A 13,570-nucleotide genomic window follows, 5' to 3' on the forward strand; every position below is an offset into this window, starting at 1 on the left:
TTTTTCCGTTATATCAAGAAGTGCGTATCAAAATTGATAACAGAACAAGTGTAAGGCATCAGATATCTGTCAAGTTTGCGCCAGCGCAATTTTTTGCGAAAATCCTGTTTTGATGAACAAATCCTTGCCATTAATTTGTTTTATGTCAAAGACCAACACTACAAAATTACTTATCCATTCATCAGTTTTATAAGTAAAGAACCGTTGTACAGCGCTTCTTTAACTAATGCCGCACCCGGTAATGTACCGGAATTAATAAATTCACATGAAGTCATGGTGAGTGTCCGGCTGAATCCGGGTAATGCACACTGATCAATCCGCGCACGGATGGCAGGAAACAAAACAGACGATGCCGCGTTTAAAGGAGAGCCAATAAGGATCATTTCCGGATTAAATATATTGACCATCACCGCGGCGACATCACCAATATGATGCCCGACTTCTTCAATAAGCGCGCATGCAGATGCATCGCCGTCCAGTGCCGCGTGACATAAAATGTCCGCTGTCGGAGACTGCCCCTCCGGTCCGGTCAGGAATGCAGCGGCGCGCTCCAGCACATGGTGTATACCAACTTCGGTTTCCAGGCACCCCTGATTACCGCAATAGCAGAGTTTTCCCTGCGGATTAACCCGTGTATGTCCTATTTCCGCCGAGCTGTTACGGCGTGCATGCAATAACGAGCCATCCGTGATAACAGCCACACCGACATGTTCATCGATCACCAGTTGAATGCTGTTCGGGCACTCTTTCGACGCACCAAAAAAATATTCAGCCAACGACCAGGCGGAGATACCATGCTGAAGAAAAACAGGCATACCGGTATGCTGAAATAAGATATCCGCGATAGGTAATTCAGTAATATTATAATAAGGAAAATCGAGGATAATCCCTTTCGCCGGATCAACAACCGCATTAATGGTGATCGCAATAGCAGTCAGGCGCCCTACTATCGCGTAGTTCCGGGCAAAAAAAGCATCAATTTCAGTCAGGAAAGGCGGAACAAAATCAGAACGGGCCGCCGGAAATCCGATGATTTCCTCTGCCAGAAGTTTTCCGCTCAGTTCCCGCAGCGCAAAAATAACCTCACCCCGGTTAATACGGATGCACAAAAAATGCCAGCCACCACAATCAGTTTTCAGCCCGATGGCAGGACGACCGCGAAACCCCAGCCCCGGAAATTCCGTTTCACGAACCAGATGCGCATCCATCAGTTCACGCGTAATTTTAGTGATACTCGCCGGGGCTAACTGTGCCTTTTTTGACAGAGAAATACGGGATATAGGTCCCTGCTGGTCAATATAGCGATAAACAACCCCCATATTGGTTTGTTTGATATGGTCAATATGTCCGGGTTGTGTTGTCGATTTCACCAGTAATAATCCTGAGCAATGTACGGGCTGAAGTAGTCATTATCCGGGTAAACGCCGGGTTCGTAAGTGGTTTCACAACACAACACGGTATACCACTATCCCGCTTTTTTGCCGGAGATACAGGTGTAATGGCGAATCAATCACCTGTCGTTCCCGCCTTGTTGATGACGCATTACGCAGAAATAATCCGTCCCGGGTACGGATAATAATCCCCGCGTGGGAAACATCCAGCCCGGCTTGCGGAGAATAGATACCGATATAATCCCCGGTCTGCAATTGTGCGAGCACCACCGGCGTCAGCGCAGACACCGGCAACCAGGCAATATCCCTTGCTGTTACCGGCAGACCCGGAATATATGCGCCACCCGTTTTGCGCTGATTAAGCTGCTTATGTGTCACCTGAAAATCCGGTGACAATTGCCGGGTAATATCCTGTGCAACCGGTTGTGAGCCGCTTACCCAATCCGAAAAAAAGTGACGCCGCTGAAAATAACTGATATCCCCGTTTTTATAGCGGATTTTCGCCAGTTGCCCGGAGAAATCCTGCTGTTGCGGGCTGCGCTTCAGTGCTTCCACATAATCCAGGTAGGTAAAACAATCGAGCGCATTCAGATTTGTGACCAGTTGCTCCGGCGTTTCCGGCGAACCAACCAGCTGATGCGCCCGGTACGGCACCGCAAGAAATTGCCCGGTCAGTGCCGTAATATTATGCGCTATCGCACGCCGGGTACCATCGGGCTGATAAAAATCGCTGAGACTCACCGCCGCACCGGCAATACCTGACCACAGAGTGACTAACAAAACGGTTATCGCCGGATATTTATTACACAGAAACACTGGCACCTCAGTTAAAACGGCTCCGCTCAGCGGAAAACATTACTTTTCAGCATCGCAATCAGCCGCTGACCGGCAGACGATAATATTTTGTGTTTATGATACACCAACCAGACTTCAGAAAACGCCTGATTTTCAGCTAAATGCAGGTAACGGACACCATCCACTTTCATCCGCGTAAAGGATTCAGTCACCAGTGACACTCCCAGCCCGGCAGACACCAGCCCGAGAATGGTCATTGCCTCGCCGGCCTCCTGGGCTATTACCGGAGTTACGCCTGCCCCTTTCAGTATATTAATGATTTCATCGTATAACGCAGTTCCCACATCCCGCTCAAAAAAGACCAGCGGCACACCGTTGAGCATATCAAGTGAAATGCCCGCTTCCCTGTGCCGGATTAGCGGATGATCATCATAGACAGCTAACATAAATCGTTCTCTGAACAACAACTCATGAACCAGATTATCGGGCAATTGTGTGTTGCGCATCACACCAAAATCAATCCGACCGGTAAGTAACGGATTGATTTGCTGTTTTGTATTCATCTGGTGCATGTGAATCGCCACATCCGGGTACGCTTCCCGGTACTGGCGGAATGTGGCGGTAATATGGCGCATAAAAGGTGTGGTTGACGTGAAACCAACAGACACTTCACCCAGTTCCCCGCGCTCCATTCTCGCCGCTTTACCAATCGCCGCTTCAACCTGAGCGCGGATTTGATAGGCTTCACGCAGAAACATTTCACCCGCCGGTGTCAGGCTGACATTCCGGTTATTACGCGCCAGTAATTTTGCCGGTATTGCCTTTTCCAGCGCCTGAATTTGCTGGCTCAGCGGGGGCTGTGAAATATTCAGCCGCTCTGCCGCCCGCCCGAAATGCAACTCTTCAGCAACGGCAATAAAATAGCGCAAATGGCGAAGTTCGATCATTATTGCCTCACTAAGTCGTTTAAAGTATCAAACAAGAGCATTAATATATTAGACAAAATAGTAGCATCTTTTTATCCTCTGTTATATTACTGCGACCTGAGATAAGTGTATGACTGACGAGAATAAACTGATGACTGACCGCGATATTGACCGGGACAGTGCCATGAGTCAGACAAAATTGCACTATATCCAGCGTGATGACAAATTGTATCTGCGCGTTACCCTCTCCTTTTTTATGGTGGGTCTGGCGACCTTTGCGCTGCTCTATTTTGTCCAGCCCATTCTGCCGCTGTTATCTGAAGACTTTACCGTGTCACCGGCGCAGGCGAGCTTATCACTCTCCCTTGCCACCGGATTTATGGCGGTCGGATTACTGATTACCGGCCCCATCTCTGATGCGATCGGGCGCAAAAACGTAATGGTTGTCGCGCTGACCTGTGCGGCACTCTTTACACTGCTCAGCGCTTTTACCACAAGCTGGGCGGGTATCCTGATTGTCCGCTCTCTTGTCGGGCTGTCGCTCAGCGGTGTGGCTGCGGTGGCAATGACGTATCTCAGTGAAGAGATCCATCCGGGCTACGTTGCTCTTTCCATGGGATTATATATCAGTGGTAACTCGATAGGCGGCATGAGCGGACGGCTGATAACCGGGGTGGTTGCCGATTACGCTAACTGGCGCATTGCGGTTCTGATCCTGGGGACATTTGCACTGTTTGGTGCATTTTTGTTCTGGCGGCTGTTACCGCCCTCACGCCATTTCCGCGCCAGCTCACTCAAGCCTAAGAGCCTGTGGAAATATCTGATCCTACACTGCCGGGACGACGGGCTGCCCTGGTTATTTGCTATCGGCTTTATCATTATGGGCAGTTTTGTCACGCTGTTTAACTATATTGGTTACCGGCTGCTGGAGCCGCCGTATAATTTCAGTCAGGCGGTTGTCGGCATGTTGTCTGTGGTTTATTTATCAGGCACTTACAGTGCATCTAAAGCCGGCGCACTGACCAGAAAATACGGATACGGCAATATATTAATTGGTGCGGTAGCACTGATGCTGTCCGGTATTCTGATAACACTGGGTGATGCCACAGCGGCAGTGCTTATTGGTATGTTAGTGCTGACCACCGGTTTTTTCGCCGCTCATTCTGTTACCAGCAGTTGGGTCGGACGCCGTGCAAGACGCGCGCGGGCGCAGGCATCCTCACTGTATCTTTTCGCTTATTATGGAGGTTCCAGTATTGCCGGTACACTTGGCGGCGTATTCTGGTCTTACTGGCACTGGACCGGTGTCGGTTGTTTTATTGCCGCCATGCTGGTTATCGGGCTGTTTATTGCGCTGCACCTGAAGAAACAGATTTCTTCATAAGAATTTATATTAATTCCCTTGAAACAACCTCATGGAAATTAATATCTCCGACATATAAAATACCTCATCGGATTAATTGCAGACCGGACTCATTATTGATAGTTTTCTGCATTAAGAAAAATAGTCTGTTTTTCATTGCTATTATTACATCGAGAGGTTATATATGAGTGCGTTTTTATTAGGCAGTGTTTTATTTTCATTCTCAGCGTATCAGTGTGATATTAATTACCCTTCAGATTGTGATATCTGGCCTCCTGTCGGAAAATCCATTAGTTACAATCCTGACATTTCGAATATAAAGTAACTAATTAATTAACATAAAATAAATCAAGGGTTTTTTATACCCCCTCTATATAAAATACCTCGCAAGGTTAATTGCCCTTACAGATTAAGCCCGTTAATGTTAATGCGTACCACAGATATTAAATCATAACTTACTGATAACTTAATGTAATAACGAGGTTAATTATGCTGACATTACTGTTAAGTAGTTCATTAGTGGTTCATAATATTTTTCCGCCACGAAATACTGATCAGGTTCCGCCGTCGCCACATCTACGGGAACCAACAATCTCCTATTATATTGACAGCACTTGTTTAATCATCAATCCCTTCTGCTGATATCGTATTTTAATAACAAAGTTCATTTACAGGGAGTATCTATGTTAGCACTATTGTTATCCGGTTCATTATTAATTTCTTCTGCAGCTTCATTTGAAGGCTGCGATATTGTTGCACCTGAATATTGTCCGGTAATATGGGGGTATCCTGGATAATATTAAAAGCATAGATTAGCATTTCATTGTTAAATTAATATTTATATATACCAAGTGACATTTAAGATACAGCCAACGAAACTGTAGCCTGAATGAATAATGGTATATAGCGAGGTAATTATGTTAACACTATTATTAAGCAGTTCACTGATGATTCATAATTGTTATCTCAAACCTAATATTGATGAAACTCTGCCAAGTTTTTTGGAATCTTCAGAAACACATCAATCCCGGATTAACTGTCCAAAAGAAAAAATTGGGTGTTCATAGTGGAAACACTCATCTGCGGTATATTATTTTCAGTTATTCGTCGGTAAAAAAGCAATAATTCCGAATTTTGACTACTGATATAACGAATAAAATATATCGTATTATGCCAAATCAACATCCACCATTAACCCGGTATTTAATTATCGGGTTAATGGTAATTTTTTACATGGATTTATTCTCCGTACCCACATCACCAATTTACATGTAAAGAGTTCTTTCACCCTGCTGAAAGCATTTTATACTTGTATAAAGCAGGATGCTAAAGTAATCTGATGATAAACCCAAACTGTATGTTGTAACTAATTTGGTAAATATAATGCGATATGATGCCAAAATGTCACTCACAGCCTGTTTTGAACAGCTTGAGAATATGCTGAATACCTTCTGCCTGACACTCAGCCAAACGCCGGGAGTTCAGGCTCAGGTTTATCAGTTGCCGGACAGACTAAAAGGTGAAGAAAATGAAGAGATTACCTCTATTTCTGTCATTCCTGTCTCCGGTGAAGCGGCAACAGAACAAGCATTAGCACATTATCAGCGGCTGTTTATTTTTGATAATGACCACAATATCAGCAGTAAATCCGCCGTACGTTTGCCCGGTGTCATATTAGTTCCCCTTCCCCGCTCTGAGCAGCGGCAGGTTAAGCAACTGCTCGATGATATTAATACCCTGAAAAAACAGTTGGCAAAAATAGTCACTGAAACATCCGGTGTCAATAAAACACAGCGCTTTGAATTTGTTCATAATCAAATCAAAGGATTGATTACATTAAATGCTTATCGTCAGATCCAGTCAGTGACCTCTCCTGATACTGTCCGCTTTGGCTGGGCGAATAAACATATTATCCAGAAAGTGGATCGTGATGAATTACTGGCTCAGACAGAGGAACGCTACCAGAACCCGCGTGCAATTGCCCCCCACACCAGGGAGGCATGGCAGATGTTTCTGGCAAAGGAAATAGCTGCATTGAAACAGATTCCGGCGGATGCGGTACTTAAAATCAAACGTCCGGTTAAAGTCCAGCCGATTGCCAGAGTCTGGTACAGTGAGGCACAAAAGCAAGTGCAATATGCAAACGCCTCACCGATTATTGTGTTTTATGATGGTGATGATGAAAACCGACCTGTTACAGGGGATTTACCGGATTATGACGCCGAAAATATTAAGGTGCGCCACCGTCCTCAGGCAAAAAAACTAATCTCCGTAATACCCCGTCTGTATTTATTTATGGAGCAGATGTGAGAACGGAGCCACATCAGGATACTCGTCATACTTCAGAATGCCTGAGTGTTGACTGCACTCAGGCATCCCGAATTATTTAGAGTATATATATCCACCATACTAAAAAATGCGGTTGATTACTTCAGGCTGCCGACCATATCTTCCGGACGAACCCAGGCATCAAATTCAGCTTCGGTCAGATAACCCAACTTCATGGCAGACGCTTTCAGAGTCAGCCCCTCTTTATGCGCCTGCTTCGCGATCTCTGCTGCTTTGTCGTAACCGATATGAGTATTCAGCGCAGTAACCAGCATCAATGATTCATTCAGCAACTGACTGATCCGCTCACGAACCGGTTCGATACCCACAGCACAATGCTCATTAAAGCTGCGCATGCCTTCTGCCAGCAGACGGACGGATTGCAGGAAATTATGGATAACCAGTGGACGGAATACGTTCAGCTCAAAGTTACCGGAGGCTCCGCCGATATTGACGGCAACATCATTTCCCATCACCTGGGCACACAGCATAGTCATTGCTTCGCACTGTGTCGGATTAACTTTTCCGGGCATGATAGAGCTTCCCGGTTCATTTTCAGGGATAGCCAGTTCACCGATACCACAGCGCGGACCGGATGCGAGCCAGCGGACATCATTGGCAATTTTCATCATTGATGCCGCCAGACCTTTCAGCGCACCATGCGCATGAACCAGCGCATCACAGGTTGCCAGTGCTTCAAATTTGTTTGGTGAGGTCACAAACGGCTGACCGGACAGCTCCGCGATTTTCTTCGCCACACGGACAGCATATTCGGGATGCGTATTAAGCCCTGTACCTACTGCCGTACCACCCAGCGCCAGCTCGCTCAGGTGCGGCAGGCTGTTCTCCAGGTGTTTACGATTGTATTTCAGCATAGCTGCCCAGCCGGAGATTTCCTGACCTAATGTCAGCGGTGTTGCATCCTGTAAATGTGTACGGCCGATTTTGACGATATCACGGAATTCTTCCGCTTTTTTCGCCAGGACACTGTGCAGGGATTTTAACTCAGGAATAAGTTGTGTAGTGACCGCAATGACAGCGGCGACATGCATAGCGGTCGGGAAGACGTCGTTGGAACTCTGGCTTTTATTCACATCATCATTCGGGTGAACCAGGCGCTCATTGCCGCGCTTGCCGCCGAGAATTTCACTGGCACGGTTTGCCAGCACTTCATTCATATTCATATTACTTTGTGTGCCGGAGCCGGTCTGCCAGACCGCCAGCGGAAATTCACCCGGATGTTTACCTGCCAGCACTTCATCTGCCGCCGCAATAATTGCTCCGGCACGATCCTGCGCCAACAGACCCAAATCACAGTTGACTGCCGCAGCCGCTTTTTTTGTCATGGCCAGTGCCGCTATCAGATCTGCGGGCATCTTTTCAACTGAGATACGGAAATGCTCTAATGAACGCTGAGTCTGCGCGCCCCACAGCTTGTCAGCCGGAACATCAACAGGGCCCATTGAGTCTTTTTCAATACGGGTGACCGCCATTACTCTCTCCTTAGCACACAACATAAAATGAATTTGAAAATCCGGACGTTGCAGATAAACTCTGAAAACGCCGTCATCTTGCCATAGTTTCATTTCCGATTATGCGATCCGGGCAGACTTATTGTTTTATTGTTACTATCTTATTGTTAATTGTTTAAAAAGAGAGCGAAGCTATGTTAAAAATGCAGAATCAGGTGCAATACTACAGTTGGGGTAGTCATACCGCGATGACAGAAATGTACGGTTACCCGAATCCTGATAAGCAGCCGATGGCCGAATTATGGATGGGCGCACACCCTAAAGCCAGCTCAGTCGTCACGGATAACAACGGTAACGTCAGCTCTCTATATGATTATATCGCCGCCGACCCGCAGGGCTGTCTGGGGGAGACAATAAACCGCCGTTTTCACCGGTTACCTTTTTTGTTTAAAGTGCTGAGTGCCGCCCAGCCGCTTTCCGTTCAGGTGCATCCTGACAAAGCCGCGGCAGAAGCCGGTTTTGCCAGGGAAAATCAGGCAGGTATTCCCCTTGATTCTCCTGTTCGTAACTATAAGGATGATAATCATAAGCCAGAGCTGGTTTATGCCCTCACCCCGTTCAAAGCGATGAATGCCTTTCGTCCGCTGCCGGAGATCTGCACACTGCTCAGTGAAGTGGCACCGGCACATCCGGGAATTGCCCTGTTTATTGCCGAACCATCAGAAGAGCAGCTTTCTGTGTTGTTCACCCGGTTGCTGTCAATGAGCGGCGAAACAAAAGACAGAGCTATCGGTGTGCTGAAATCAGCGCTGAACAGTCGTCAGGGCGAGCCGTGGGATACTATCAGGAAGATGACGGGATTTTACCCTGAAGATAATGGTTTATTCACCCCTCTTCTTCTTAATGTTGTCGAACTGAAACCGGGCGATGCCATGTTTCTGTATGCCCGGACCCCCCATGCTTACCTGGAGGGAACAGCGCTGGAAGTCATGGCTAATTCAGACAATGTGTTGCGCGCAGGGCTGACACCAAAACATATAGATGTCGCAGAATTACTGAGTAATCTTGATTTCATTGCGAAACCGGCAAAAACCTTATTTATGTCACCGCACACGGTAAATGGCTGTGATATTTTCCCGGTTCCGGTCGATGATTTCGCTTTTTCGGTGATTAAACTAAATGATCAAAAAATCACTCTGGATAATAATAGCGCTAATATCCTTTTTTGTGTGAAAGGTCAGGTGGTTATCACTACCAAAACCACGACTTTAAGCGTTATCGAAGGTGAATCAACTTTTATCTCTGCAACAGAAAGAAAAATTGAAATAGATGGTGAAGGAATCATTGCCCGCGTTTATAATACGCTATAAGTACTTCTCTGATTTCTCCCGGACAGTTTGCTCTGTAAACTGTCCGTTAATTTGATACCGTGCGAAAACCTGCAAATTGAATCGCATATAAAGGATGGATTTCTCTATGAAAAAGTCGTTAGTTGCTGTTGGCGTTATTGTTGCATTAGGTGCAGCATGGGGTGTTGCTTCATGGCAGACCGGTAAAACAATCGAAGCAAACCTCGAACAGTACGTTGCCAAAGCAAATAAACTGATCAAGGATAAATATCCTGATGCTCAGATTACTCTGACTGCAAAAGATTTTTCACGCGGTATTTTCAGTTCTGACGTTAAATTGGTTCTTCAGGGTGAAGGAAGCAGCGCCAAAGACCAATTAGTTATCGTTAACAAAATTGACCACGGTCCGTTCCCGCTGTCTCAGCTGAAAAAAATGGTTCTTTCGCCAAACATGGCGTCAATCCATTCTGAACTGGAAAACAGCGAAGCCACCAAACCGGCATTTGATATGACCGGTGGTAAATCCCCTGTTGCTCTCGACACCCGTATCGGTTACGACCAGAATTTTGATATCGACCTTGCTGTCAGCAAAATTGATTACAAAAAAGATGGTGAAGAACTGGCATTCTCCGGTGCAGACCTGAACGTTAAATTCGATAAAGAATTTAAAAATGTGAAGGGTAGCGGCAGCAGCAATGAACTGACTTACCGCAAAGGTGAGCGTGAAAGCCTGGTAATGCGTGGTCTGGCGTTTGACAGCGACGTAAGCAAATCAGGTGACAGTTTCTTCTATCTGGGCGACCAGAATCTGTCGATGAAAGAGTTGGTTGTTGTTAATTACAGCGATAACGTTACATTGAAAGATCTGAAGCTGAACGGCACGTCCGGCGTCAAAGACAACAAAATGAGTGCAGATATCGATTACAGCCTGGGTTCACTGAGCTATCGTGATATCGACCTGGGTGGCATCACCCTGAAAGGCGCACTGAAAGATCTGGATGCGACAGCAGCAAACACATTGATGGCATCAATGGAAGAATACTCTCAGATGAGTGATTCCATGTATACCGAAAATTTTGATGAAAGCAAAATGGACGCGCTGGACGAAAAAATGAAGACCAACGCACTGGCGCTCTTCAAACACAGCCCGTCATTTGCTATCTCTCCTCTGAGCTGGAAAAACAGCGGCGGTGAGTCAAAAGTTAACTTCAGCGTAACCTTTAATGCCCTGACTCAGGAAAACTTTAAATCCCTGGAGCACAGTGGCAGCTTTGAAAAAATCCTGCCGGTTCTGGTTAAAGATTTCGCATTCAATATGGATCTGTCAAAACCAATGCTGACTGATTTCGTGGCAGTAGCCATGCAGTCACAAGGTATGGGCGCGAAAGAAGCTAAAGAACAAGGCGAACAAGGTGTTGCTCAGATGGCCAGCATGGGTGCCATGATGGAAGTGGTTAAAGTCACTGATAAAACCATCGGCATGGATCTGAAATACAGCAATAACAACATTGATTTCAACGGTAAGAAATTTACTGTTGCTGAATTCCTCTCAAAATACGACCAATACGGTATGCTGAGTGATAACAGTGATGAAGGCTATAACGAAGAGCCTGTCGAAATGAATGCTGACGGCGACGTCATTGAAGAAAATATTGCTGTTGGTGAAGAACCGGCTGCAGACACTGCGGCACCGGCTGCGCAGTAATATCGTTCTTTATCATTAGTTGATTCAGTGAAAGCCGGTCGCCTGACCGGCTTTTTTATTATCTGTAAGGAACATTGATTATGATGATTGACCGATCACTTCCCCTCACTGATCTACACCGTCATCTCGATGGTAATATCCGCCTTTCCACCATTATCAGCCTTGCCCGCCAACATAATTTGCCATTACCTTCTTATGAGCCCGACGCTCTGCGCCCGTATGTTCAGGTGATGAGCAATGAGCCGGACCTTGTGCAATTTCTGGCAAAACTGGACTGGGGTGTTTCTGTACTCGCGGATCTGGATGCCTGCCACCGTGTCGCGGCGGAAAATGTTCAGGACGCAATAGATGCAGGAATTGATTATGCCGAACTGCGCTTCTCTCCGTATTATATGGCGATGAAACATAAACTTCCGGTTGAAGGTGTGGTAGAAGCCGTACTGGATGGTGTGAATTCAGTGGCGCGTAACAGCGCTGTGCGCATTAATATGATTGGCATACTCAGCCGTACTTTTGGCACTGATGCCTGTCATACTGAATTAAATGCGCTGCTTGCTCATCGTGAGCGTATTGTGGCACTTGATATTGCCGGTGATGAATCAGGCTATCCGGGTGACCTGTTCTCCGGCCATTTCCGCAAAGCCCGTGATGCCGGCTGGGCGATCACCGCTCACGCAGGTGAAGCTGCCGGTGCCGCCAGTATCTGGCAGGCTATCCGTGACCTCGGCGCACAGCGCATCGGGCATGGTGTGATGGCCATTGAAGACCCCGCACTGATGGATTATCTGGCGGAGCACCGTATTGGTATGGAATCCTGCCTGACCTCCAATATCCAGACCAGCACAGTGGCATCACTCGCGGCACACCCGCTGAAACAGTTTCTGGCGCACGGTATTCCGGCAACCATCAATACCGATGACCCTGCTGTTGAAGGCATTGAAATTGCGTATGAATATAATATCGCGGCACCGGCTGCCGGTCTGACGCGTGCGGAAATTGAGCAGGCACAGATTAACGGGTTGGAAATTGCATTTCTTTCTGAACAAGAGAAAACCGAACTGCGCCGGATAGCGGCACAACGCAGCGAATAGTCGCCGTGTTTATCTGATTAAAAAACCGCCGTATGCTGTATGCGGCGGTTTTATCAATTGCCGGAAGACCCGTCATCGTCAGAAGATGAACGGCTTTCTTCTTCGCTGTCTGCGGAAGATACCAACGGGGATGAAGAAGGCAAATACCGTTTTATCATGTACGACTCTTTGAACTGCCGCCTCTGTAAACGGAGATTCGGAATACAGAGAAAAAGCGTCAGATACAGTCCCGCTGACATGAACACACTGATAAAACCAATCCCGAATGCAATCTCCATGATAGTATCCGGCGTAATTTTTCCGCCCAGCGCTAATTCAGCATATAATACAATAATTATTGAATAAAATAGTGCGGAGACCATTGTTTTTATGTATCCTGGATAAATATATTTCCTGCTATATATTATATTTAACAGTGTGATTCTTCTTTTTTCCGCTTCACTTTTAACTCCGGGGAGATTAATAAAGCTCAATTCGTGCTCTATTTTTTGTTTTTCTTTTTTCGTTCTGAACAATGTCAGACAAAAAAAAGTGAGTATATAAACAGCAGAAAAAGCATTTGAAAAAATGTGTTCAGATATCACCGATAATACTAACAGACTGTCATCACTCTCAGGGACATACAAAAAATCGCTTTTATTATAGTCAGATATATCTTTTTCGCCTGTTCCTAATGAAATGATTTCATCTACCGCTGAATTTAGTCCCTTATAATAAAGACCTAACTTAAAATCAGGCAAAATATAATTATTGATTATCCGCCCGGTAATAACACTCGGTATTATGGCTTCAATACCATTACCGATTTCAAAACGGATACTGTTACCCCTTATTGCCGCAACCAATAATATTCCGTTATTTTTTTCTTCTTTTCCGATTTTCCATTGATTAAAAACACGGAGTGAAAATTGTTCTGTTGATTCTTTCCCCGTCGTCTGAACAAGGAAAATAACAAATTTCGTACCATCATCCCGGGTATTTTCAAAATTAACCAATTTATTGTTTAATTCTGTTATCTGCCGCTCTGTCAGAATTCCCGCACTGTCAATTACCCGCTCCCGCTTCAGTTCAGGCAGCGACTGCCCGTCTGCTCGGGCAAACAGGCTGATAAAAATAAGAAACAGGCATCCTGCCACCAGGCGCATCATAA

General features: G+C 46.0%; 10 protein-coding genes. 5 read left to right on the plus strand and 5 right to left on the minus strand.

What is annotated here, in order from left to right:
• Positions 1-170: 170 nt before the first annotated feature.
• The 3 genes from mlc to ACMHKJ_RS02610 all read right to left on the minus strand — a co-directional run bounded on the left by mlc (position 171) and on the right by ACMHKJ_RS02610 (position 3,136).
• A complete protein-coding gene (mlc, locus tag ACMHKJ_RS02600; RefSeq protein ID WP_413491915.1) occupies positions 171-1,370 on the minus strand; it encodes a sugar metabolism global transcriptional regulator Mlc in 1,200 nt (399 codons plus the stop codon).
• A gap of 72 nt (positions 1,371-1,442) precedes the next feature.
• Positions 1,443-2,213 carry an N-acetylmuramoyl-L-alanine amidase-like domain-containing protein gene (locus ACMHKJ_RS02605; protein WP_413491916.1) on the minus strand — a complete coding sequence of 257 codons (771 nt, stop codon included), beginning with the start codon at positions 2,211-2,213 and terminating at the stop codon, positions 1,443-1,445.
• 20 nt (positions 2,214-2,233) lie between these two features.
• Positions 2,234-3,136, minus strand: coding sequence for a LysR family transcriptional regulator (locus ACMHKJ_RS02610; protein ID WP_413492104.1), 903 nt, complete (start codon positions 3,134-3,136; stop codon positions 2,234-2,236).
• Positions 3,137-3,242: 106 nt separating this feature from the next.
• On the opposite strand from ACMHKJ_RS02610, the gene ACMHKJ_RS02615 reads away from it, so the two are divergent.
• Both ACMHKJ_RS02615 and tus read left to right on the plus strand, forming a co-directional pair.
• Positions 3,243-4,496 carry an MFS transporter gene (locus ACMHKJ_RS02615; RefSeq protein WP_413491917.1) on the plus strand — a complete coding sequence of 418 codons (1,254 nt, stop codon included), beginning with the start codon at positions 3,243-3,245 and terminating at the stop codon, positions 4,494-4,496.
• Positions 4,497-5,876: 1,380 nt separating this feature from the next.
• Positions 5,877-6,785 carry a DNA replication terminus site-binding protein gene (tus, locus tag ACMHKJ_RS02620; protein ID WP_413491918.1) on the plus strand — a complete coding sequence of 303 codons (909 nt, stop codon included), beginning with the start codon at positions 5,877-5,879 and terminating at the stop codon, positions 6,783-6,785.
• 116 nt (positions 6,786-6,901) lie between these two features.
• On the opposite strand, the gene fumC is transcribed toward tus, so the two are convergent.
• Positions 6,902-8,296, minus strand: coding sequence for a class II fumarate hydratase (gene fumC / locus ACMHKJ_RS02625; RefSeq protein ID WP_413491919.1), 1,395 nt, complete (start codon positions 8,294-8,296; stop codon positions 6,902-6,904).
• A gap of 173 nt (positions 8,297-8,469) precedes the next feature.
• Between fumC and manA the strand changes: the two genes are divergently transcribed.
• The 3 genes from manA to add all read left to right on the plus strand — a co-directional run bounded on the left by manA (position 8,470) and on the right by add (position 12,420).
• Entirely contained in the window at positions 8,470-9,645 is a 1,176-nt protein-coding gene (gene manA, locus ACMHKJ_RS02630) for a mannose-6-phosphate isomerase (RefSeq protein ID WP_413491920.1), read from the plus strand.
• Positions 9,646-9,751: 106 nt separating this feature from the next.
• Positions 9,752-11,329 carry a YdgA family protein gene (locus tag ACMHKJ_RS02635; RefSeq protein WP_413491921.1) on the plus strand — a complete coding sequence of 526 codons (1,578 nt, stop codon included), beginning with the start codon at positions 9,752-9,754 and terminating at the stop codon, positions 11,327-11,329.
• 83 nt (positions 11,330-11,412) lie between these two features.
• Positions 11,413-12,420 carry an adenosine deaminase gene (gene add, locus ACMHKJ_RS02640; protein ID WP_413492105.1) on the plus strand — a complete coding sequence of 336 codons (1,008 nt, stop codon included), beginning with the start codon at positions 11,413-11,415 and terminating at the stop codon, positions 12,418-12,420.
• 53 nt (positions 12,421-12,473) lie between these two features.
• On the opposite strand, the gene ACMHKJ_RS02645 is transcribed toward add, so the two are convergent.
• Positions 12,474-13,568, minus strand: coding sequence for a TPM domain-containing protein (locus tag ACMHKJ_RS02645; RefSeq protein ID WP_413491922.1), 1,095 nt, complete (start codon positions 13,566-13,568; stop codon positions 12,474-12,476).
• Positions 13,569-13,570 lie beyond the last annotated feature (2 nt).

It is taken from the genome of Morganella psychrotolerans (assembly GCF_965118875.1).
GTDB classification, from domain to species: Bacteria; Pseudomonadota; Gammaproteobacteria; order Enterobacterales; family Enterobacteriaceae; genus Morganella; species Morganella psychrotolerans_C.